22 protein-coding genes and 1 tRNA gene are annotated in these 22,545 nt (G+C 63.2%); 15 read left to right on the forward strand and 8 right to left on the reverse strand.

Going from position 1 to position 22,545, the window contains the following annotated elements; translation table 11 throughout:
- Positions 1-10: 10 nt before the first annotated feature.
- The 7 genes from WBQ96_RS16965 to WBQ96_RS16995 all read left to right on the forward strand — a co-directional run bounded on the left by WBQ96_RS16965 (position 11) and on the right by WBQ96_RS16995 (position 5,836).
- The gene (locus WBQ96_RS16965) at positions 11-1,372 is read left to right on the forward strand and encodes a xanthine dehydrogenase family protein molybdopterin-binding subunit (RefSeq protein ID WP_336551622.1); all 1,362 of its coding nucleotides are present in this window, start codon (positions 11-13) and stop codon (positions 1,370-1,372) included.
- A 1-nt stretch (position 1,373) separates the two neighbouring features.
- Positions 1,374-2,384 carry a xanthine dehydrogenase family protein molybdopterin-binding subunit gene (locus tag WBQ96_RS16970; RefSeq protein WP_336551620.1) on the forward strand — a complete coding sequence of 337 codons (1,011 nt, stop codon included), beginning with the start codon at positions 1,374-1,376 and terminating at the stop codon, positions 2,382-2,384.
- 18 nt (positions 2,385-2,402) lie between these two features.
- Positions 2,403-2,711, forward strand: a complete 309-nt coding sequence (locus WBQ96_RS16975; protein WP_336551618.1) for an EthD family reductase — start codon at positions 2,403-2,405, stop codon at positions 2,709-2,711.
- A gap of 86 nt (positions 2,712-2,797) precedes the next feature.
- Positions 2,798-2,872, forward strand: a tRNA-Cys gene (locus tag WBQ96_RS16980).
- A 53-nt stretch (positions 2,873-2,925) separates the two neighbouring features.
- Positions 2,926-3,780: an AAA family ATPase gene (locus tag WBQ96_RS16985; RefSeq protein ID WP_336551616.1), complete on the forward strand. Its 855-nt coding sequence runs from the start codon at positions 2,926-2,928 to the stop codon at positions 3,778-3,780.
- Positions 3,777-4,952 (forward strand): vWA domain-containing protein, encoded by a 1,176-nt coding sequence (locus tag WBQ96_RS16990; protein ID WP_336551614.1) that lies wholly within the window; start codon positions 3,777-3,779, stop codon positions 4,950-4,952. The genes WBQ96_RS16985 and WBQ96_RS16990 overlap by 4 nt, the downstream gene beginning before the upstream one ends.
- A complete protein-coding gene (locus WBQ96_RS16995) occupies positions 4,949-5,836 on the forward strand; it encodes an amidohydrolase family protein (RefSeq protein WP_336551612.1) in 888 nt (295 codons plus the stop codon). Before WBQ96_RS16990 ends, WBQ96_RS16995 begins: the two co-directional genes overlap by 4 nt.
- A gap of 218 nt (positions 5,837-6,054) precedes the next feature.
- On the opposite strand, the gene phnE (WBQ96_RS17000) is transcribed toward WBQ96_RS16995, so the two are convergent.
- The 7 genes from phnE (WBQ96_RS17000) to WBQ96_RS17030 all read right to left on the reverse strand — a co-directional run bounded on the left by phnE (WBQ96_RS17000) (position 6,055) and on the right by WBQ96_RS17030 (position 12,938).
- The gene (gene phnE / locus WBQ96_RS17000) at positions 6,055-7,395 is read right to left on the reverse strand and encodes a phosphonate ABC transporter, permease protein PhnE (protein WP_336551610.1); all 1,341 of its coding nucleotides are present in this window, start codon (positions 7,393-7,395) and stop codon (positions 6,055-6,057) included.
- Between the two features lie 2 nt (positions 7,396-7,397).
- A complete protein-coding gene (gene phnE / locus WBQ96_RS17005; protein ID WP_336551608.1) occupies positions 7,398-8,360 on the reverse strand; it encodes a phosphonate ABC transporter, permease protein PhnE in 963 nt (320 codons plus the stop codon).
- Between the two features lie 76 nt (positions 8,361-8,436).
- Positions 8,437-9,354: a phosphonate ABC transporter substrate-binding protein gene (gene phnD / locus WBQ96_RS17010; protein WP_336551607.1), complete on the reverse strand. Its 918-nt coding sequence runs from the start codon at positions 9,352-9,354 to the stop codon at positions 8,437-8,439.
- Positions 9,355-9,439: 85 nt separating this feature from the next.
- A complete protein-coding gene (phnC, locus tag WBQ96_RS17015) occupies positions 9,440-10,282 on the reverse strand; it encodes a phosphonate ABC transporter ATP-binding protein (RefSeq protein WP_336551606.1) in 843 nt (280 codons plus the stop codon).
- Between the two features lie 168 nt (positions 10,283-10,450).
- Entirely contained in the window at positions 10,451-10,867 is a 417-nt protein-coding gene (locus WBQ96_RS17020) for a cupin domain-containing protein (RefSeq protein ID WP_336551604.1), read from the reverse strand.
- Between the two features lie 15 nt (positions 10,868-10,882).
- Positions 10,883-11,734 carry a phosphoenolpyruvate hydrolase family protein gene (locus WBQ96_RS17025; protein ID WP_336551602.1) on the reverse strand — a complete coding sequence of 284 codons (852 nt, stop codon included), beginning with the start codon at positions 11,732-11,734 and terminating at the stop codon, positions 10,883-10,885.
- 10 nt (positions 11,735-11,744) lie between these two features.
- Entirely contained in the window at positions 11,745-12,938 is a 1,194-nt protein-coding gene (locus WBQ96_RS17030) for a Tm-1-like ATP-binding domain-containing protein (RefSeq protein WP_336551600.1), read from the reverse strand.
- A gap of 108 nt (positions 12,939-13,046) precedes the next feature.
- On the opposite strand from WBQ96_RS17030, the gene WBQ96_RS17035 reads away from it, so the two are divergent.
- From WBQ96_RS17035 to WBQ96_RS17065, 7 genes are all read left to right on the forward strand, one after another.
- Positions 13,047-13,685, forward strand: a complete 639-nt coding sequence (locus WBQ96_RS17035) for a TetR/AcrR family transcriptional regulator (RefSeq protein WP_336551599.1) — start codon at positions 13,047-13,049, stop codon at positions 13,683-13,685.
- Positions 13,686-14,066: 381 nt separating this feature from the next.
- Entirely contained in the window at positions 14,067-15,377 is a 1,311-nt protein-coding gene (locus tag WBQ96_RS17040) for an ABC transporter substrate-binding protein (RefSeq protein WP_165119606.1), read from the forward strand.
- Between the two features lie 130 nt (positions 15,378-15,507).
- Entirely contained in the window at positions 15,508-16,413 is a 906-nt protein-coding gene (locus WBQ96_RS17045; RefSeq protein ID WP_336551596.1) for a carbohydrate ABC transporter permease, read from the forward strand.
- A 1-nt stretch (position 16,414) separates the two neighbouring features.
- Positions 16,415-17,374 carry a carbohydrate ABC transporter permease gene (locus WBQ96_RS17050; protein WP_336551595.1) on the forward strand — a complete coding sequence of 320 codons (960 nt, stop codon included), beginning with the start codon at positions 16,415-16,417 and terminating at the stop codon, positions 17,372-17,374.
- Positions 17,371-17,580, forward strand: a complete 210-nt coding sequence (locus tag WBQ96_RS17055; protein WP_336551594.1) for a hypothetical protein — start codon at positions 17,371-17,373, stop codon at positions 17,578-17,580. The genes WBQ96_RS17050 and WBQ96_RS17055 overlap by 4 nt, the downstream gene beginning before the upstream one ends.
- Positions 17,577-18,686 (forward strand): ABC transporter ATP-binding protein, encoded by a 1,110-nt coding sequence (locus tag WBQ96_RS17060; RefSeq protein ID WP_336551593.1) that lies wholly within the window; start codon positions 17,577-17,579, stop codon positions 18,684-18,686. The genes WBQ96_RS17055 and WBQ96_RS17060 overlap by 4 nt, the downstream gene beginning before the upstream one ends.
- Entirely contained in the window at positions 18,686-19,771 is a 1,086-nt protein-coding gene (locus WBQ96_RS17065) for an ABC transporter ATP-binding protein (protein WP_336551591.1), read from the forward strand. Before WBQ96_RS17060 ends, WBQ96_RS17065 begins: the two co-directional genes overlap by 1 nt.
- Before the next feature lie 104 nt (positions 19,772-19,875).
- On the opposite strand, the gene WBQ96_RS17070 is transcribed toward WBQ96_RS17065, so the two are convergent.
- On the reverse strand, positions 19,876-20,934 hold the full coding sequence (locus WBQ96_RS17070) for a succinylglutamate desuccinylase/aspartoacylase domain-containing protein (protein WP_336552151.1): 1,059 nt from the start codon (positions 20,932-20,934) through the stop codon (positions 19,876-19,878).
- A gap of 160 nt (positions 20,935-21,094) precedes the next feature.
- Here WBQ96_RS17070 and WBQ96_RS17075 point away from each other — a divergent pair, with 160 nt between their 5' ends.
- Positions 21,095-22,408, forward strand: a complete 1,314-nt coding sequence (locus tag WBQ96_RS17075; RefSeq protein WP_336551590.1) for an amidase — start codon at positions 21,095-21,097, stop codon at positions 22,406-22,408.
- The last annotated feature ends 137 nt before the right edge of the window (positions 22,409-22,545 follow it).

Genomic DNA, 22,545 nt, shown 5'->3' on the forward strand with positions numbered 1-22,545 from the left:
GGGACGGATCATGGAAAAGATCGACACCAGCTTCTTTGCCAAGGAACGCGAGGCCGAGCTTTCGGTCGTCGGCGAAAGCGTCCAGCGTGCCGATGCGCGCGGCCATGTCACCGGGCGCACGCAGTTCTACGAGGATGTGAGCTTCCCCAACACGCTGCACCTGAAAATGGTGCGCTCCAACCGCCATCATGCGCTGATCAAGGGCATCGACACCGAGGCCGCCATGAAGGTGCCGGGCGTCGTGCGCATCCTCACCCACAAGGACGTGCCCAACAACTGGTACACGATCCTCAAGCTCATCGGTGTCGGCCCCGATGACGAACCGGTGCTGCCGGAAGACCGGGTGCTGTTCATGGGCGAGCAGATCTGCGCCGTGCTGGCCGAGACGCCGCAGGCAGCCCTCGAGGCCGCGCGCCGCGTGGTGGTCGACTATGAGGACCTGCCACCCGTCTTCGATGTCGAGGACGCCATGACCTCCACGCCCTTCAAGAAGGACGGCACCAACCACTTCGTCTATGAGGGCCACAATTGCCGGCGCATCCGCTTCGGCGATGTCGACAAGGGCTTTGCCGAGGCCGACCACATCATCGAGCATCGCTACGACTCCTCGCCCATCGAACACGCGCCGACCGAAACCACCGGCTGTACGGCAAAGCCCGAGGGCAATGGACGCATCACCATCTATTCCAACACGCAGGCGCTCTATTTTACCCTCGACAATATGGCGCTCATCCTCGGTGTGCCGTTCAATAAGCTCCGTCTCGTCGGTGGCACGGTGGGCGGCGGCTTCGGCGGCAAGGTCGACGTCATCGTCGAGCCGATCGCCGCCCTGGGCGCCATGCTCACCAACCGGCCGGTGAAATATGCCTATAGCCGCGCCGAGGAGATGCAGGTGTCGTCGCCGCGCGCCGCCGAGCGCATCTACATCAAGGACGGCGTCATGAAGGACGGGCGCATCGTCGCCCGGAAAATCACGCTCTATGTCGATGCCGGCGCTTATTGCCGCCATTCCACCTATGGCACCACCAAGGCCGCCGCCCACATGCCGGGGCCCTATACGATCCTCAACGTCCATGTCGACGCTTACTGCGTCTACACCAACCGCACGCCGTCCTCGGCCATGCGCGGCTTTGGCGTGACCATCGGCGATTTCGCGCTGGAATCGCAGATGGACCAGATCGCGCGGTTTCTCGACATGGACCCGATGGAACTGCGGCTGCTGAACGCCTATCGCGACGGCGATATGAAGGCCCATCGCAAGAAGGTCGATGGCGCTGCATTGGTCGAGGTCATCCAGGCCGCCGCCCGCCAGACCGGCAAGCAGCTTGCGCCGCGCTTTGCCAAAATGTCGTCGATGACGAGGGAGGGCTGACATGGCGAGGCTGAAGGGCCGCGGCGTTGCGGCAGTGAACTATCCCACCGGCATGAACCTTGGCGGCGACCCGTCTCAGGCGCTGATCCATGCGACGACCACCGGCAGCTTCGTCATCACGCTGTCCTCGGTCGATCTCGGGCAGGGCATCAAGACCGTCGGCGCGCAGATCGCCGCCGAAACGCTGGGTGTGCCCTATGAAAGCGTCATGATCGACACCGCCGACACCGACACCGGCCCGCACTGCATGGGCACGTTTGCCTCGCGCGGCACGCACCGCATCGGCAACGCCATCATGATGGCGGCCAAGGAAGCGCGCGAAGTGATGATGAGCGTGGCGGCGACCGAACTGGAGGTCGATGCCGGCGATCTTGTCACCGACGGCAAGGGCCGCATCCATGTCAACGGCGCGCCAGACAAGGGCATCGCCGTGCTCGATGTCGCGCTCGCCGCCCATTTCAAGCATGGCAGGACAATCTCGGGACGCGGCATGTATCTCAAGCCGAAAAGCGAGGTCGTGCCCGAAACCGGTGAGATGGACCCGGATTCCTGCCAGGCCCACGCCTGCACCATCGCCGAGGTCGAGGTCGATGACGAGACCGGCGACGTCACCGTTCTCAAGATGACCAACGCCTATGAAATCGGCCGCGCCATGAACCCGGCGCTCGCCCACCAGCAGATCGTCGGCGGCGCCTGGATGGCCATCAGCCATGCGCTCTATGAGACGACGGAGCCCTATTATCCCAGCCGCGCGCACGGCCCGCTCGATTTCTCCGAATATCTGATGCCGGGGCCGGGCGACATTGCCGAGATGGATTCCGTCATCATCGAGCGGCCGTCCTCCAACGGTCCTTACGGCGCCAAGGGCATCGGCGAGATGACGGCCAATTCGCCGATCCCGGCCATCGCCAACGCCATTTTCGACGCCTGTGGCGTGCGCGTCACCTCCATGCCGATCACGCCCGAAAAAATCCTGCGCGGCCTTGATGCGCTGCGCGGCAACCCGAGCTGAAATCGAAAGGACGATGGAATGATCAAAGTCATGGCCCTGATGAAGCGCAAGGACGGCATGAGCTTCGACGACTTCCGCAAATGGATTCTGGAAGACCATGTAGCCTTCGCCCGCAACCTGCCGGGCATGCGCAAATACACCTCCAATGTGCTGCGCGCCGAGAATGCCGAAGCGCCTTTCGACGGCGTGTCGGAGATGTATTTCGACAGCGAGCAGGCCATGGCCGACGCCTTCGCCACTGATGCCGGCAAGGCTGCGGGTGGCGATGCTGCCGCGCATTGCTCCAACCGGTTTCGGATGGTGTGTGACGAGAAATTGCAGTTTTGAGGCGAAAAGCTGGCGCAGAGCATCAGTGCGAGATCGTTTCTATGGACCGTAGCTTCTCTGATGATTTCTTGCTAAAGCCAAGGCATGGTGCAGGGGCGAGATGGGAACGCTGCGGTCTGCAAAACCGCCATGAGCCGGTTCGACTCCGGCCTGTACCTCCAACTTACCTGATCTATTACAAGGTGGTTTCGGGCGTAAGATCGGGTGCATTTCCATGCCCTCACCACTAACCCAGGATCAACTCGACGCCTCCCTCGCCGCCGCCGGCTATCTTGCCGACGAGACACTGGTCACCGCGCTCTACCTTGCCCTTGAACTCGGCAAGCCGCTGCTGCTGGAAGGCGTGCCGGGCGTCGGCAAGACCGAGGTCGCCAACACGCTGGCGAAAATCCTCGATCGGCAATGCGTGCGCCTGCAATGCTATGAAGGCATCGATGCCTCGCGGGCGCTCTACGACTGGGACCACGCCCGCCAGCTACTGGCGGTGCGGGTGGCCGAGCGCGGCGGCAAGGTCGAGACCGCCGACCTCTACGCCCCGGAATTCCTCATCGAAATGCCGCTGCTGAAAGCACTGCGCAACGCCGGCACGACGGTGCTCCTGATAGACGAGATCGACCGCGCCGACGATGCCTTTGAGGCATTCCTGCTCGAATTCCTGTCCGACTTCCAGATTTCCATTCCCGAGATCGGCACGGTCAAGGCCGAGCAGCCCGTCGTCACCATCCTGACCTCCAACCGCACCCGCGAATTGCACGACGCGCTGCGCCGTCGCTGCCTCTATCACTGGATCGACTATCCCGACCGTGCCCGCGAGCGTGCCATCATCGAGCGCCATGCGCCCGGCATTGCGTCGGAAGCGGCCGAGCGGCTGGTCGAGGCCGTCGCCGCCATCCGCTGCCTGCCGCTGATCAAGCGGCCCGGCATTGCCGAAAGCATAGATTGGGCGCGCGCGGCGCAAGTGCTGCACCGCGACGGCACGCCATGGCCCGACGCGCTGAAGCGGTCGCTCGGCCTGCTGGTCAAGGACCAGGAAGACTTTGGCGTCATCGAGCGTGCGGGCGTGATATGAGCGCGACCGCACAAAGCCTTCCGGCAGCGCTCGGCGCCGACCTGCTCGCCGGCTTTCCCGCCGCACTGCGTGAGGCCGGCCTGCCGATCGATCCCGGCCGGGCGATGAACTTTCTTCACGCCGTACGCGTGTCGCGGCTTTCCGGCATCGGCGATCTGGCGCGCGCCGGCCGCGTCACCCTCACCGCCTCGCCGGAAGAATTCCCGCTCTACGATTCCGTCTTCGAGGCGTGGTTCGGTGCTGCGCCCATTGCCGGAATGGTCAAATCGCCGGACGAGCAGGAAAGCCCGCGCAGCGACCGTCCGCAGGGCAGCGACCAGCTTCTCGATCTGCTCGATGGCGATGCCGCAGGGCAAGCGGCTGCCGACGATCATGTGCGCAACCGCAAGAACTTCGCCCGCGCTGGTGAGGATGACCGCGATACACTCGCCCGCATGCGGCGCCGCCTCGACCGCCTGCCGGCAACGCGCAGCCGAAGCTGGCGGCCGGCCCTCGCAGGTCATCGCATCGACCTTGCGGGCACCATTCGCGCGGCGCGAAAAACCTTCGGCGAGACGCTGCGCATCCTGCGGCAGGCCCGCCCCGAACGCCCACGCCGGCTGCTGCTCCTCATCGATGTTTCCGGCTCGATGAAGGCGCAGTCGGAACCCTATCTGCGCTTCGCCCATCTCCTGACGCGGCAGCGGCCCAAGGTCGAGACCTTCTGCTTCGGCACGCGGCTGTCGCGGGTGACAAAGGTGCTGAAGCACCGCAACGAGGAGCAGGCGCTGGCCGGCCTCGCCGACATCGTCTTCGACTTCGACGGCGGCACCTTGATCGGCCGCTCGCTGGAGGATTTTCTCTCCGTCTCGCGCCACACTGCGCTGGTGCGTGGCGCGGTCGTCATCGTCTTTTCCGACGGGCTGGAGCGCGGCGACCCTAGCGCGATGGTCCATGCCGTCGAGCGCCTGTCCCGCCTCGGCCACCGGCTCGTCTGGGTCACGCCTCTGGCCGCCGATCCACGCTATCGCCCCGTCACGCGCGCCATGGCCGGCATCCTGCCCAGCCTCGATCTCGTCGCCGATGGCGGCAGCCTTGTCGCGCTGGAAAGGCTGGTCGGCGATCTCGCAGCGTTGGAACGGCGACCGCGCCGGCAGGCGGCAAGACGCTTTTCTACAGAGGTTCTTTCATGATCAAGATCATCGATGGTCATCACCACATCTGGCGGCAGGCCGATCTGCCGTGGCTGCAGGGGCCGATGGTGCCGCGCATTTTCGGACCCTACGAATCCATTCGCCGCGACTATCCGATCGAAGAATTCCTGGCCGACATCAAAAGCTCGAACGTCGAGAAATCCGTCTACATCCAGACCAACTGGGCCAAGACCGGCGCGGTCGACGAGGTCGCCTGGGTGCAGAGCGTGGCCGACGCGCATGGCTGGCCGCATGGCATCGTCGGCTATGCCGACCTGCTCGACGACAATGCCGGCGAGACCCTGAAGCACCAGGCGAAATTCCCGCTGATGCGCGGCATCCGCATGCAACTGCACTGGCACAAAAACGAAATGTACCGCTTCGCCGCCGATCCTGATCTCGCGAGCGATGCTCGGCTTCGCAAGAACATCCGGCTGCTGGCCGAGCATGGCTGGTCCTTCGACCTCCAGGTCTTTGCGTCCCAGATGAAGGGCGCGGCGAAACTCGCCAAGGACAATCCCGATATCACCTTCGTGCTGCAACATGCCGGCATGCTCGAAAACCTGTCGCCCGCTGGGCGAAAGTCATGGCGCGAGGGCATGAAGCGGCTGGCCGATCAGGAAAACGTGGTCAGCAAGCTTTCCGGCCTCGGCACCTTCATCCACCGCAACGACGCCGAGCATATCCGCGATGTGGCGACCGAGACCATTGCCCGGTTCGGGCCTGAACGCTGCCTGTTCGGCTCCAATTTCCCGATCGAGAAATTATGGACGAGCTACGCCGATCTCGTCGCGGCCTATCGCACGGCGCTGTCGTCCTTCCCGGAGACGGTGCAGAAGGCGGTGCTGCGCGATACGGCGCGGCGGGTTTATCAGCTGGGGTGACTGGCTAGTCGCATCGCAATCTCCCGCGTAGCGCCGCCCCTCACCCTTACCCTCTCCCCGTAAGGACGGGGGAGAGGGAGGCGTCAGCGTTGGAGCTTCCACCTTCTCCCCGTCACTATACGGGGGTCCGAAGGACGGGCGAGACCCGTGGCTCGCCCCGGTCGGTGCCGGCAGGCGGATGAGGGGCAGCGTAGACTTGCGAACCATCGAAATGCCGCTCAATGCCCCGCATTCCCGCCGTCCATCAGCCTTCTTCGCAGCGCATTGGAAATGTTGTCGAAGATGAACACCACGATCAGGATCAAGAGCACCATGTAGGCGACATTTGCCCAGTTCGAATTGGTGCGCATCGCTTCCCATAGCTTCAACCCGATGCCGCCGGCGCCGACGGCGCCGATGATGGTGGCCGAGCGGGTGTTGGATTCCCAGAAATACAGCGCCTGGCTGAGGAACACCGGCAGCACCTGTGGCACCACGCCGAAGCGCTGCACGACGACCGGCGAAGCGCCCACCGAGCGCACGCCCTCGCGCTGCTTGTCGTCGACATTTTCCAGCGTTTCCGAATAGACCTTCCCGAGCGTGCCCGTGTCGGTGAAGAAGATCGCCGAAATGCCGGCGAGCGGCCCCGGCCCGAAGGCGCGGGTGAAAAACAGCGCCCAGATCAGCATGTCGACCGAGCGCAGGAAGTCGAAGAAGCGCTTGGTCAGCTGGTTGGCGAAGAAATTGGGCGTGATGTTGCGCGCCGCGATGAAAGCCAGCGGGAAGGCGATAAGGGAGGCGAACAGCGTGCCGACAAAGGCCATGACGATGGTCTGCAACAGCTTCGTCCAGACATCGCCATGCTGCCATTGCGAATTGTTCCAGATGTTGTCGAAGGCAAGCGCCGCATTCGACATTTCCGGCTTGATCCGCTCGCCCGAGGTGATGAGCCCCGCCACCTCGGAGAACGATTTGCCCCAGAAGGGCGAGTTCGGGTCGAACACGAAGTTCGGCCAGCCTAAGAACCGGCGGCTGATCGACACGCGCTCCGGTGAAATGCGCGCCTCGCCGGCAAAGCCGAAATCGACCTTCACCTCATCCTCGCGCAACGTCGCCCAGCCGGGCAGCGCGCCTTGCGGCTTGGCGCCGTCGGGCTCCAGAATCATGGTCAGCGTCTCGCCGCGATGGTCGACGGTAACCAGCTTGCTGTCCGCGCTGACGCTGCCGCTGGAGCCGAAATCCACGGTCACCCTGTCGCCGGCCTGGGTCACCCAGTCCGGGTTCGGATTGTTGCCCAGCGGCGAATAGCGCGGATAGGTGATCCTGGCCTCGGTGCCGGTGAATCGGATCGTTGGCCGCAGATCGTAGGAATACCACTGCCGCGCATAGAGGTTGGCGCGCTCCCATTGGCCGCCGGCAATCACCGTGCCGATGGAGAAGAACCACCAGCAATAAACGACATAGAGCAGGCACCCAAGCGCCACGAATAGCGGCGTGTAGCGCTTCATGAGGGAGCGATGGAACACGTCCGGGTGACGGGTTTCGATCTCGGCAAGTTGTACGGCGGTCATGGTTGCCATGGTCAGCGTCCGAAATCGAAGGATTGCGCACCGACCAGCTTGCGGCGCAGCCATGCCGAGAACTGGTCTACGGTGACGACGGTGGTGAACAGCAGGAGGATGATCGCCAGCGTCTTGGCCTCATGGCCACGGCCGATCGAAAGCCGCAGTTCCTCGCCGATGCCGCCGCCGCCGACCGCGCCGATGATGGTCGAGGCGCGCACATTGATCTCGAGGCGCAGCAGCGCATAGGACATGAAGTTCGGCATCACCTGCGGCACGATGGCAAAGCCGACGCGCTCGAACCAGTTGGCGCCGACGGCGCGCAGGCCTTCCTCGGCCTTCATGTCGGCATTCTCGACCACCTCGTAGAACAGTTTGCCGAGCGCGCCGATGGTGTGGATGCCGACGGCGAAGATCGCCGGAATCGCGCCCAGCGACAGCACGGCTGCGAAGAAGCCGGCGATGACGATCTCAGGGAAGGCGCGCAGCACTTCCATATAGCGCCGCACGACGAAACGCAGCAGCCGGCTGGCAACGAGGTTCTTGGCCGCGAGGAAGCAGAGCATGAAGCCGAAGATGAAGCCGATCAGCGTGGAGAGTGCCGCAATGTTCAGCGTTTCCAGCATCTTGTAGAAATATTCGGGCACGTAGAAACCGGAGCCGAACAGATAGACGCGGCCTTCGGGATAATCGTATTTCAGGCTGCCGTCGAAATAAGGCGAGGGCAGGTCAAACAGCGCGCGCCACACTTCCCAGCCGTCACGGGGCAGCATGTCGCCGGCGAAATCGAAGAAATGCGGCAGGCGGTCGAAGAATTTTCCGGCATTGGATTCATTGGCGAACCACAGCGAACTGCCGAGTGCGATGGCAAGAGCGCCGACGATCAGGATCGAATAGAGACGCCGTCGCGAGGCCAGCTCGCGCCAATGCCGCTCGATGGCTAATCCCTCACTGGAAAGGCCAGTATGGACAGTCTGGCTCATGCCGCTTCCCACTCACGTCAGATTGCAAAAACGGCCGGGCATTTTTTATTGCCCGGCCGCCTTATAGGAAGGGTTCTTAGCCGCCGATCTGCGCCTTGCGGGCGTCGATGATCGGCTGGTAGAAGGCCGGCGTCACGTCGGTGTAGCTGGTGAAGTCGCCGCCCTGGATGGCAGAGAAGCAGGCCGGGTCGGACTTCGGCAGGTCGACCATGAACTGCTTGAACTTGGCCTTCATGTCGGCGTCGAGCGCGGTGCGAACGACGATCGGGCCGTTCGGGATCAGCGGCGAGCGCCAGACTTCATTGAAGTCCTTCATGTCGATCATGCCCTTGGAAACCATCTTGTGCAGGTTGCCCGAGGTGTAGCCCTCATCGAACGAGCCTACGCCCGAGCCGAAGGTGGTGCCGGCGTCGAACTTGCCGTCCTTGACGGCGAGAACGAGGTTTTCATGGCCGCCGCCGAAGCCGGTCTCGCCGAAATAATCCTTGACCGCGACGTTGCCGATATCCTTGGGCAGCGAGGTGACGGGGATCAGGTAGCCCGAGGTCGAATCCGGGTCGGCGAAGCCGAGCTTCTTGCCCTTCATGTCGGCCAGCGTCTTGATGCCGGAATCCTTGCGGGCAACCATGATCGAATAGTAGCCGGTTGCGCCGTCGGTCTGGACGGTGGTCAGGATCGGCTCGACCGCGTCTGCCTTGGCGAGATAGATCTTGGCATAGCCGGAAGCGCCGAGCTCGGCGTAGTCGAGCGTGCCGCCGAGCAAGCCCTGGATGACGCCGTCATAATCGGTCGCCGGGAACAGCTTGACTTCCTTGACGCCGATGGCGGCCGGAAGCGTGTCGGCGAGGCACTGGTAGTTGCGCAGGCTGTCGGCTTCGTTTTCGCCGCCGAGAATGCCGACGCGGAACACTTCCGGGCTGTCGGCATGAGCGACTGTGGCGCCGGCCAGAGTGGCGAGCGCAACCGCGCCCATAAGGGCTTTCCTTGGGAACATGGACGTGTCTCCTGTTAATTCCGATTGATATCGATGTGTCTTGTGCAGAATCGGCCCTTCACGCGGGCGAAACGATCACGGACGCTCAGTGGCCGGCGTAGGCGGGCTCGAGCGTTCCGGCGGATTCGAGTTTGCGCAGCCGCTCGGGGCGGATGCTGGTCGAGGTGATGGCCTCGGAGATTTCTTCGCCGTTGGCATCGGCGCCGTAGACGAGGCGCACGGCCTCGCGGGTGAGGCTTTCAGGCGCGCCGTCGAACACCACCTTGCCGCCCGCCATGCCGATGATGCGGTTGCAATAGCTGCGCGCCGTGTCCAGCGTGTGCAGGTTGGTGATGACGGTGATGCCTTCCCTTAGGTTGATGTCGCGCAGCGAATCCATCACCACCTTGGCATTCATCGGATCGAGCGAGGCGATCGGCTCGTCGGCGAGGATCAATTTCGGCTGCTGCATCAAGGCGCGCGCGATCGCCACGCGCTGCTGCTGGCCACCCGAAAGCGTGCCGGCGCGCTGAAGCGCGGTCGGCGCGATATCGAGGCGCTCCAGCGCTGCGATTGCCTGGGCGCGTTCCTCGTTCGAGAAGACGCCGAGCAGGTTCAGTGCGGTGGAACGGTGGTTGAGCCGGCCGAGCAGGACGTTGGTCAGCACATCGAGGCGCGGCACGAGATTGAATTGCTGGAAGATCATGGCGCAGTCGCGCTGCCATCGCCGCAATGTCGCGCCGCGATGGGCCGACACTTCCTCGCCCTCAAAAAAAATCGACCCCTGGGTGGGATCGATGAGACGGTTGATCATGCGCAGAAGGGTCGATTTGCCGGCGCCGGAACGGCCGATGATGCCGACCATCTGGCCCTGCTGGATTTCCAGCGCGACGCTGTCGACGGCGGTCTTCTTGCCAAATCGGCGCGAGACGTTTCGGATTTCGAGCATGGCGACTTTCCCGTTCGGCTGTTTCAGCCTCATGGGAAGAATTGGCTACCGGACCAACATGAAAGCGCCGTGTCAGTTCGATGTCAGTTTTGTTACGCTCCACAGCCGTGGCGGCAGTTTTTACCCGTTTTCAATCGATGAAATCGCCAGGAAAACGGGTTAAAGGCTTCATGCGCCGACCGGTGGAACCAGTCTGAAATCGGGAAGCTCGCGCAGCGCCAGTTCCGGCCCGGCGGGCGAATAGACAACGAAAAGCTGCATCGGCCCGTCGCCGGTGTTGGTGGTGGAATGGAACCGGCTTTCCGGCACATAGACGGTGCAGCCCGGCCCCACCTTCTGCACGACCGGGTTGCCGGCCTCGTCTTCGACCATCTGCTCGCCGCTGCCGGAAATGACGAAGATGATCTCCTCCGCGCCAGGATGGTTGTGGCGCGAATGGCCCTGGCCCTTCTGAAGATCGACGACGCCGCCGGAAAAGCGCGCAGCGCCATTCACCTCCGGAGCCACGGTCAGCGCCAGCCGGCCCCAGTCGAAGGCGAAGGTGTTCACGTCCTTCGGATAGACGAAATTGCGTTCCTTGCTCATAGACAAAACTCCTCCTCAGTTCTGGTTCGCGGCCGGCATCAGGGTCAGGCCCTTGAAGCTCGCCGTCTGGTCGCGGATCGCGGCTTCCGCCGGCAGCCGCTCCATCGAACTGGCGCCATAGAATCCATGACAGCCGCTGGCGTTTTCCAGGATGTGGCGTGCGTCCTCCGGCATGGAGATCGGCCCGCCATGGCAAAGCACGATGACGTCCTTGCGCGTCGAGCGTGCCGCCTCGGCGATCGCGTCGATTTCCTTGACGCAGTCGTCCAGCGTCTTGGCCGAAGTCGCGCCGATCGAGCCGCCGGTCGTCACGCCCATATGGGCAACGACGATGTCGGCGCCGGCCTTGGTCATGGCGCGCGCCTCGTCGGGATTGAACACATAGGGCGTGGTCAGGAGATCGAGCCCATGCGCCTCAGCGATCATGTCGACCTCGAGGCCGTAGCCCATGCCGGTTTCCTCGAAGCTCTGCCGCATATTGCCGTCGAACAGCCCGATGGTCGGAAAATTCTGCACGCCCGAGAATCCCATATCCCTGAGCTCGGCGAGGAAGCGCGGCATCAGGATGAACGGGTCGGTGCCGTTGACGCCGGCCAGCACCGGAGTGTGCCGGACCACCGGCAGCACCTCCACGGCCATCTCCTTGACGATCTCGTTGGCGTTGCCATAGGCGAGCAGCCCTGCCGCCGAGCCACGCCCGGCCATACGGTAGCGACCGGAATTGTAGATGATGATCAGGTCGATGCCGCCCGCTTCCTCGGCCTTGGCCGACAGGCCGGTGCCCGCCCCGCCGCCGACGATCGGCACGCCGCGCTCGATCATGTCGCGGAATTTTTCGAGGATTTTCTTGCGGGGGATTGCCGGCATTGGGGTCTCACTATTTTGCGATGGCGAGGAAGGCAGCCGTGGCCGCCTGCGCGAATTCGGGATCGTTGATATGCAGCGGCAGGCGCTCGATGCGCCGGTTCGGCGCCGGCTTCAGGCTCGTCTCTATGGCGTCGAAGAGTGCTTCGTCAGCTTCGGGATCGAAGAAGGCACCGCCCTCGACATCGAGCGCGGAAACACCTTTTTCGGGGATCAGAAAATGCACCGGCCCCTCGCAGGCGCTGAGCTTTTGGCCGATCCATTGGCCGATCTGGCGGCATTCATTCGCGGTCGTGCGCATCAGCGTCACATTGGAATTGTGCTTGTAGAACAGCCGCTCGCGATAGCGCACCGGCACGGTTTCCGGCGCCCAGAAATTGATCATGTCCAGCGCCCCGGCCGAGCCGACATAGGGCAACCTTGTCCGCGCAATGGCATCCAGCCTGTCCTCGCCGGCAGCCAGCACGCCGCCGAACAAAAGGTCGCATATTTCCGTCGTGGTGATGTCGATGACGCCGGCGAGCATCGAACTGTCTACCAGCTTTTCCATCGTCCGCCCGCCGGTGCCCGTGGCGTGGAAGACGAGGCAGTCATAGCGGTCGCGCAACTGCTCCGAAATCGCCGTCACGCAAGGCGTGGTGACGCCGAACATGGTGAGCCCGATCGCCGGCCGGCCATCCTCGATTTTTGCCGGCTTGGCCGCCATGCCGACAATCGCCTGCGCGGCGTTGGAGAGCACCACGCGGCTGATGCGGTTCAGCCCGGCGAGGTCGGTGATCGACGGCACCATGACGATGTCGGAGACGCCGACATAGGGTGAGACATCGCCCGAAGCGAGCGTCGAGACCATGATCTTGGGCAGGCCGAGCGGCAGTTCGCGCATGCCTGCGGTCACGATCGAGGTGCCGCCACCGCCACCGATGCCGATGATGCCGGCAATGTCGTTGCGCGTGGTGATGAAGCGCGAAAAGGCATCCGCCATCGCCGCAACCGCGCGGCCACGATCGCCGCTGGCGAGTTCCGCCTGGGTCGTGTCCGCGCCATGCAGCGCGACCTCGGCAGCGGAAATCCCGGCGTCGATTCCGGCAGGCGTCGTGCCGACATCGACCCGCACCGGCGCCGCACCCAGTGCCGCAATCCGTGCTGCGAGGTAGTCGAGCTCCTCGCCCTTTGTGTCGGCTGTGCCGACCACATAGATGCGCTTCACGGTCCCTCCTGCCGCGACCATTTTCCCCCGTCGCAGCCTGTCTCCGTCATGTTTCCGAACGGCTGATTCAACCATTGCAAATTTTTGAGACGCGCGTATCGTATTGACATGGCAGTCTCACGTCAACAAGCTGAAATCGTCGAAGAGGCCGAGCGCGGCCCCCGGGCGCGCACGCGCCGGCTCATGCTGGATACGGCAATCCGGCTGATGCAGGCCGGCGCAACGCCTTCGGTCAGCGAGGCGGCGGAAGCCGCCGGCGTGTCGCGTGCGACGGCCTATCGTTATTTCCCAAGCCAGGCCGCCCTCGTGCAGGCCGTGGTTGACGAGGGGCTTGGACCCATCCTCGACTGGCGCTCAAATTCGAAGGATACCGGCGAACGCGTCGCCGATCTCATCGGCACGTCGCTGCCGCGCATCGAGGAATTCGAGGCCACCTTCAAGGCAGCGCTGAAACTGTCGCTCGACCAGTGGGCGCAGCGCCAGGCCGGCACATTGGGCACGGAACCTCAGTTCAAGCGCGGCCATCGCGTCGAGCTTCTGCGCGAGGCGATTGCTCCGCTCAGCAACATGATTTCGCCCGCGGCAAGCGAGCGGTTGGCGCAGTCGCTTTCGCTCGTTTTCGGCGTCGAGGTGCTGATCGTGCTGAAGGATATGTGGGGTTTGGGCAGCGAGGAAACCCGCTCCGTCGCGCAATGGGCGGCTGCAGCACTGGTGCGCGCTGCAATCAGCGAGGGTGGTGCGGCGTAGAAGAGGCGGCGTTGGTCTGCATGAAGCGGGCTTGCAAATCTGGTTCTACCAGATTTGATGATTTGCTGTGCCGTTAGTGGTCTATGTCTATAACGAATTTCCATCGTTTTTCGACGTGGATAAGCCAGAATGAATATGAAATTCTTCTGAAGTCGTGCCGAGTTGAGCTCTGGTCCTCACAAAGAAACCACTTGACGGCAAAGCGCCAATTGGTAATACCAGATGCATAGGAGGAGCGGATTGGGCATCATCGCCTAAATCGGTTCAGGGCAGGTCGAGGAGGACCGCGACCCAAAGCAGCAGCACTGAAAGACTACCCGGAGCAGCGCCGCGCGCTGCCCGACCAAGAGGTAGAGTTGCGCACCACGGGAGGAACGCATAATGCGCAAGACATTGACCGGCCTGCTTGCCGGCATCGGCCTATCGCTAGCCTGCAGCACTTCGGCTTTCTCACAGGAACTGACCATCTTCTGGGCGGAGTGGGATCCGGCCAACTACCTGCAGGAACTCGTCAACCAGTATGAAGCCGAAACCGGCGTCAAGGTCACCGTCGAGACGACGCCCTGGGCCGATTTCCAGACCAAGACCTTCACCGAATTCAATGCCAAGGGCGATGCCTACGACATGGTCGTCGGTGACTCGCAGTGGCTCGGCGCCGGCTCGACCGGCGGTCACTATGTCGACCTGACCGACTTCTTCAAGAAGCACAATCTCGGCGAGGTCATGGCGCCCGCCACCGTCAAGTCCTATGCCGAATATCCCGGCAATAGCGGCAAGTACTGGGCTATCCCGCTCGAGGGTGACGCCGTCGGCTGGTCCTATCGCAAGGACTGGTTCGAGGACCCGAAGGAGAAGGAAGCCTTCAAGGCCAAATATGGCTACGAACTCGACGTGCCGAAGGACTGGAAGGCGCTGCGCGACATTTCCGAGTTCTTCTATCGCCCGGACGAGAAGCGCTACGGCATCGCCATCTACACCGACAATTCCTATGACGCGATGGCGATGGGCTTCGAAAACGCGCTGTTCAGCTATGGCGGCGAGCTTGGCGATTACACGACCTACAAGGTCGACGGCATCATCAACTCGGACAAGGCGGTCGCTGCCCTCGACGCCTACAAGGAGCTCTACAAGTTCACGCCTCCGGGCTGGGCCAAGACCTTCTTCGTCGAAAACAACCAGGCCATCACCGAAGGCCTGGCGGCAATGAGCATGAACTACTTCGCCTTCTTCCCCTCGCTGCTCAACGAGGCGACCAATCCGCACGCCAAGAACACGGGCTTCTTCGCCAACCCTCCGGGGCCGGATGGCGACCAGTTCGCAGCCCTTGGCGGACAGGGCATCTCGATCGTGTCCTATTCCAAGAACCAGGAAGAGGCGCTGAAATTCCTCGAATGGTTCATCAAGGACGATACCCAGAAGAAGTGGGCCGAACTTGGCGGCTACACCTGCTCGAAGGCCGTGCTTGAATCGGCCGAATTCCAGAACGCGACGCCCTACAACAAGGCCTTCTACGAGACCATGTTCAAGGTGAAGGATTTCTGGGCGGTGCCGGAATATGCCGAACTGCTCCAGCAGCTCAACCAGCGGCTCTATCCGCACATCGTCGGCGGCGAAGGCTCGTCGAAGGAAGTGCTCGACGCCCTGGCCGGCGACTGGAAGGCGACCTTCGCCAAATACGGCCGCGGTCAGTAAACACCTATACCCCTTGGAGGGGGTGCCTAAAGCGCCTCCTCCTTTTCTTTCGCCAGATCCATCAAGGCGCGGCAACAGCGTAGGATGCGGCGGATAAAATATCGGAAGCCTCTCGGAGGAGGAGAGTTTCTTGGCGACAGCAGTCATGACCACGCTCGATCAGCGCACGCGTGCAGCCAGCCGCGGCATGAGCGACATCTCGATCCGCAACCTGTTCATCATCCCGACGATCCTGTTTCTGATCGTCTTCAACATCTTTCCGCTGCTTTACTCGCTCTATTATTCCTTCACCGATTTCCGTGCTTCAACCAACGCGCCGGCCAATTTCGTCGGCCTGCAGAATTATCGCGAGCTTCTGAACGACCCCTTCATCTGGTCGAACTTCGCCATCACCGCCCAATACGTCATCGTCTCGGTCACGGGGCAGGTGCTGGTCGGTTTCGGCGTGGCGATGCTGCTCAACCGCGACATCCCCTTCAAGGGGCTGATCACGACGTTGCTGCTCCTGCCGATGATGCTGTCCATGGCCGTCGTCGGCCTGTTCTGGAAGCTGCTCTACGACCCGTCATGGGGCGTCATCAACTATGCGCTGGGCCTCGGCAATTTCGAGTGGCTGGCCAATCCCAAGATGGCGCTCTACGCGGTCGCTATCACCGATATCTGGATGTGGTCGCCCTTCGTCATGCTGCTGTCGCTCGCCGGCCTGTCGGCGGTGCCAAAGCATCTCTACGAAGCCGCCGCCATCGACCGCGCCGGCTCGTTCTACACCTTCTTCCGCATCACGCTGCCGCTGGTAGCACCCATCCTGATGATTGCCGTCATCTTCCGCACCATGGAGGCCTTCAAGACCTTCGATCTTGCCTACATCCTGAGCAGCCAGCCGACGACCGAGGTCATATCGATCCGGCTCTACAAGATGGCGTTCCAGGAGTGGCAGACCGGACGGTCCTGCGCGCTTGCCTACATCGTGCTGATCATGGTCATCGCCATCACCAACATCTACGTGAAGTACCTGAACAAAGTGAAGGAGCGCTGAGATGGCTGCAGTTCGCACCGGCAGCGAAATCGCGCTCAACCGCTTTGCCGTCGTCATTGTCCTGATCGTGACGCTGATCTTCCTGGCGCCGATCTACTGGATCACCTCGACCGCCTTCAAGCCGCGCAATCTGGCGACCACGATACCGCCGACGGTGGTCTTCGAGCCGGAGATTTCGCCCTTCGTGAAGCTCTTCACCAAGCGCGCGCAACTGCGCTCGGCCCCGACGCCGGAAGAATATGCCGCCGCCCCGTGGTGGGAACGTCTCGTCTTCGATGGCGGTGAAAAGGTTGTGCGTTCCGGCAAGGGCGAGGTCCAGCTTTCGGGCTATCCCAGCCGCTTCTTGAACTCGCTCATCGTGGCCATCACCTCGACCGTGCTCGCGGTCGGCATGGGCACCTTCACCGCTTACGGCTTCTCGCGCTTCAAGGTGAAGGGCGAGGCGGACCTGCTCTTCTTCATCCTGTCGACGCGAATGTTGCCGCCCGTCGTGGTGGCCATCCCGATGTTCCTGATGTATCGCGCCGTCGGCCTCAACGACACGCATTGGGGCCTGATTATCCTCTACACCGCTTTCAATCTCTCCTTCTCGGTCTGGCTCATGAAGGGCTTCATCGACGAAATACCCAAGGAGTATGAGGAGGCGGCCCTTGTCGACGGCTATACGCGCATGGAGGCCTTCTTCAAGATCGTCCTGCCGGAAGCTGCCACCGGCATCGCCGCCACCGCAGTGTTCTGCTTCATCACGGCCTGGAACGAATACGCCTTCGCGCTGATCATGACCAACCGCCGCGCCCAGACCGCGCCGCCCTTCATCCCGTCGCAGGTCGGCTCCGGCCTGCCAGACTGGACGGTGATCGCGGCTGGAACCTTCCTGTTCCTGCTGCCGGTCGCGATCTTCACATTCCTCCTGCGCAACCACCTGCTGCGCGGCATGTCCTTCGGAGCGATCCGCAAATGATCCGCAGCGATACTCTTCAGCGCATAGCCGAGATCGTCATGGTGCTGGGCATTATCGCCCTGTGCCAGCCGTGGAACCTGTTCCTGCATCGCTATGGACTGACCGTCATTATTGTCGGCCTGATAACCTTCATGTGCACCAACTGGTTCGGCTCCAAGGTGGTGACCGAAGCGGAAGGCCCGCGCGGCAAGGAGGGCCACTCGTGACCCAGATCGAGCTTCGCGGCATCCAGAAATTCTTCGGCGCCGTCCAGGTCATCAAGGACCTCAACCTCAAGATCGAGGACAACGAGTTCATCGTGCTGCTCGGCCAGTCCGGCTGCGGCAAGACGACGACGCTGCGCGCCATTGCCGGTCTGGAGACCATCGACGAGGGCGACATTCTCATCGACGGCCAGGCGGTGCAGCATCTCAAATGCTCGGACCGCGACATCGCCATGGTGTTCCAGTCCTTCTCGCTCTACCCGCACATGACGGTCTACGAGAACATAGCCTTTCCGCTGCGGGCGACACGCATGAGCCGCAGCGAGGTCGACAAGGCAGTGCGCGGTATCGCCGGTGTTCTGCGCATCACCGATCTCCTGAGCCGCAGGCCGTCGGCACTTTCCGGCGGCGATATGCAGCGCGTCGCCATCGGCCGCGCACTGGTTCGCCGGCCGAAGGCCATGCTGATGGACGAGCCGATCGGCGCACTCGACGCCAAGCTGCGCGAGGAGATGCGGGCCGAGATCAAGCGCCTGCATGTGGAGCAGGGCTCGACCACCATCTACGTCACCCACGACCAGGTCGAGGCTATGAGCCTCGCCGACCGCATCGTCATCATGCATGAAGGCATTCTCCAGCAGGTGGGTAGCCCATCGGAGGTCTATTCCTACCCGGCCAATCTCTTCGTCGCCCAGTTCGTCGGCAGCCCGGTCATGAACATCGCCAAGGCCCAGGTCTCGGAGGAGGCGGGTTCGGCCCGCGTCACCGTCGACGGCGCCGAAAAGGGCTTTGCTTTCCCCAATGAACTGCTCGGCAAGATCGACCGCCTCAAGGGCGCCAATGGCAGCCTGGCGCTCGGCATCCGCCCGGAAGGCGTCATGGTTGAGCATCAGGCGCGCGAAGGTTTCCTGCCGGTCGAGGCGCAGATCATCGAGCCGCTCGGCTCCTACGATATCGTCGACCTGAAGCTCGGCTCGCAGATGCTGCGCGCCCGCACGCGCAGCGGCTTCGTCGCCAGCGCCGGCGACAAGGTCTTCGCCCGCATCGACCCGACCCAGGCGCATTTCTTCGACACCAAGAGCGGCAATTCGCTCGGAGTTCGGCTCTGATGGCCCATATCCAGCTGAAGAACATTACCAAGAAGTTCGGCGCACACACCGCGCTCAAGGGCCTCGACCTCGAAATCCAGGACGGCGAATTCTTCGTCCTCCTCGGCCAGACGGGGGCCGGCAAGACAACGACGCTGCGCCTCATCTCCGGGCTTGAAACGCCGACCGAGGGCAACATCCTCATCGACGGCGTCGATGTCGGTCCGTGGGGGGCTGCCGAGCGCGACGTAGCGCTGGTGCTGCAGCAATATTCGCTTTATCCGCGCTACACCGTGCGCGAAAATCTCGAATTCCCGCTGAAGGCGAAAATCCGCCGCCTCGAGCGCGCCGAGATCGATGAGCGCGTCAACCGCGTCGCCAAGACACTGCGCATCGAGCATCTGCTCGACCGCAAGACCGACCGCCTCTCCGGCGGCGAGATGCAGCGCGTTTCCATCGGTCGCGCGATCGTGCGCAAGCCGCGCGTCTTCCTCATGGACGAACCGCTATCGGCGCTTGACGCCAAGCTGCGCGAGGCGCTGCGCACCGAACTCAAGAACCTGCAGGTCAATCTCGGCGCGACCTTCCTGTTCGTCACCCACGACCAGATCGAGGCGATGTCGATGGGCGACAAGATCGGCGTTCTCAACGAAGGCCATCTGGTCCAGGTCGGCACGCCGAACGAGATCTACAACAACCCGCTCAACACCTTCGTCGCCCGCTCCGTCGGCTCGCCGCCGATGAACCTGATCGAGGGCGCACTGCGTTCGGGCAAGGCCGTTATGACGCAGAAGAATTTCGAACTGCCCTTTGCGGGGGCGACCGGGACGAGCGCGGCGGAAGGGGATCGCCCGCTCGTCTTCGGTATCCGCCCGGAGGACCTGCATCTGGAAGCCGGCGCGCCGGTCGAGGCCAGGGTGCACGACGTCGAAAATCACGGCGTCGAAAAGATCCTGACCCTGCGCGTAGGCGACACCATGCTGCGCGCCACCGTTCCTGCCCGCACTAACGTCGCGCTCGAAGATGCGGTGCGGTTTGCCTGGAACCCGAACAAGGTCGTGCTGTTCGATCGCGCCAGCGGCGTCAGCCTGCGCCACGCCGGCTAGAGCGAGATGATTTCTCGTTGAATCGCTATCTCGCTCTAGCGTATTGATTCTGAGCCATGATCTTGTCCGAAAAGTCTGCAACTTTTCGGGTTCATGCTCTAGTTTTACGCCTCCAGCGCGCCCGATCGTGCATCAGCGCTGCGACGGTCGCCCACCAGCTTGACCAGATCGCCCCCCGCCAGTGTCGCGCGTGAGGACCGCCGCGTCAGGATGAAACCCGCCTGCGGCGCAAGCACCTCCACGCGCCCGCCTTCCTCGCCCGGCGCCGTGACGATCGTCGCAATGCGCTGGCCTGCCGCCACCCGGTCGCCCGGCTTGACGTCGTAGAGGACTGCACCGGCGCAGGGCGAGGGCACCATGTCGATATGATCGATCGGCGCGACCTCGCCCTTGAATTCCTTGGGCGTAATCACCGATTTGTCCTCGACCACGCCGCGCGCCACCAGCAGTCGATAGAGCCCCTCGGCGTCGGCCTCGGCATGGCCGGTGTCCACATCGAGAATGCCGCGATACTCCACCGTGGTCACGGCGCGCCGCTCCAGCTTTGCTTCCCCGGCCGGCAGTTGCAGATAGGGGTAGAGCGCGGCCTCATCGAAGGAAGCGCCGGAAGCGTCGCTCCACAAAATAACCGCCTCGACGCCCATGCAGGCAGCGCAGTCGGCCATCGCCGGCCAAAGTTCCTTTTGCACGTAGAGATAGGGCAGCCCCTCGTCGTCGCAGTGAAGGTCGAGCACGATGTCGTGCCCGAGCGACAGCTTCAGCAGCCGGGCCTTGAGCCGCTGGTCGGCATTCATCGGTCTGTCGTCGCCGGGCAGCAGGCCGGCGTCCGGCCGGGCAAGCAAGGGAAAGTCGCGATTGAAATTGGTCCGCGTGCCGAGATGGAAGCGGCCCTGCGCCGCGCCGAAAAACTGCTGAGCCCGGCCGACTGGATTGGCGCGCGGCACGATGGTCAGCGCGCCGCGCATCCGGCCTTCGGCTTGCGCCTTGCGCAGCTTCGGCATCAGCGCGTCGATCGCCACCACGCCGGGTAGTTCGTCGCTATGCAAGGCCGCCTGGATATAGGCCGACGGCGCATCCGGCGAAGAACCGGCGATGCGAAAAACGGGAAATTCATAGCTTATCGCGTCGTCATTGCCCTTTATCGTCTCGATCGTCTTCTGCATCATGCTTCCCGTTTCTTGCGGCGTTTGTCCTGTCTGGCGCTCCGCTTGCCACAATCGATTCTTCACGGACCCGGTTGAATCGAAGGGCAGCCTATGCACCTTATGACCCGCCTGCGCCCTTGTATCGAACGGCTGGGGGCCGAAGCAAGCCGAGAGAGCCATGCCTTCATCACGCGACCGCCTCGACACCATCCTCTCCCGACTGTCTGCCCGCGCTGGCGAGGAACGCGTCTTCACGAAACTCTATCCCGAGGCCGCCTGCGCAGCCGCCGACGCCTCGGATGCGCGCGACAAGGCCGGCGTCTCGCTCGGGCCGCTGGATGGAAAAATCGTCTCGATCAAGGATCTGTTCGACGTCGCCGGCGAGCCCACCCTTGCCGGTTCTGCCATCCGCCGCGATGTACCGGCGGCAGAGCGGGACGCGCTCATAGTGCGCCGCCTCCGCCAGGCCGGCGCGGTTATCATCGGCAAGACGGCCATGACCGAATTCGCCTTCACCGCCGTCGGCATCAATCCGCATTTCGGCACGCCGGGCAACGCCGCCGATCCGACCCGCATTCCCGGCGGCTCGTCTTCCGGTGCCGGCGTGTCTGCAGCTGAAGGCACCAGCGAAATCGCCATCGGCTCGGACACCGGCGGCTCCGTGCGCATCCCGGCAGCCCTCAACGGCGTGGTCGGCTTCAAGCCGACGGCAAGCCGCATCCCGTTCGACGGCGTCTTTCCACTGTCCTTCACGTTGGATTCGGTCGGCCCGCTGGCGAGCACCGTTGCGGATTGCGCATTGGCCGACTCGATCATGGCGGGCGGGGAACCAGCCACACTTACTCCCCTGCCGCTTGCGGGTCTGCGCATCGGCGTGCCGAAGGGTAGCCTCCTCGAAGGGTTGGAGCCTGCCGTAGCAAGCGGCTTTCAGCGATCGCTGAACTTGCTCGAGAAAGCCGGCGCTCGCCTGATCGATCACGCAATAGACGATCTCGTCAGCGCCATGATCGACGCCACCAAAGATGGCACTATAGCGGGCATCGAAGCAGCATCGGTTCATGCCGACTGGCTGGCCGACCCCGAACTGGCAGCACGGGTCGATCCGCGCGTCGCCGGACCGCTGGCGCGCCGCCTGTCGGTGTCCGCCGCAGCCTACATTAAGCTGATCAAGCGCCGCAACGAACTCGCCCGCGCCATGGACGCGCGCCTCGCTCCACTCGATGTCCTGGCGCTGCCAACAGTGCCGATCACAGCACCCGAAATCGCGCCGCTCGAAAACGATCGTGCGCTCCAGGACCGCGCCGACGGCCTTCTGTTGCGCAACCCGCAGCTCGCCAACCAGTTCGACCTGACCTCCATCTCGCTGCCCATGCCCGGCATGAGCCTCCCCGCCGGCCTGATGCTCTTCGCCCGCCACGGCGAAGACAACCGCCTTCTCGCCATTGCGGCGGTAGTGGAGGCTGCGCTGGGTGAGTCGTCTTCCGCAAGGTAGTGGAGGTTGTCCTGAACAATGGTCGGCAGCCCCAAGCTATGCGTTCTGCACCGTGGAAGCTCTTCTCCGTTCCGGCATGGATTCCCGACACTCTCCGCTCGTTCCTCGCTCACGAGGTCGAGAATGACGAATTGCAT

It is taken from the genome of Mesorhizobium sp. CCNWLY176 (assembly GCF_037153935.1).
Taxonomy (GTDB): Bacteria; Pseudomonadota; Alphaproteobacteria; order Rhizobiales; family Rhizobiaceae; genus Mesorhizobium_M; species Mesorhizobium_M zhangyense.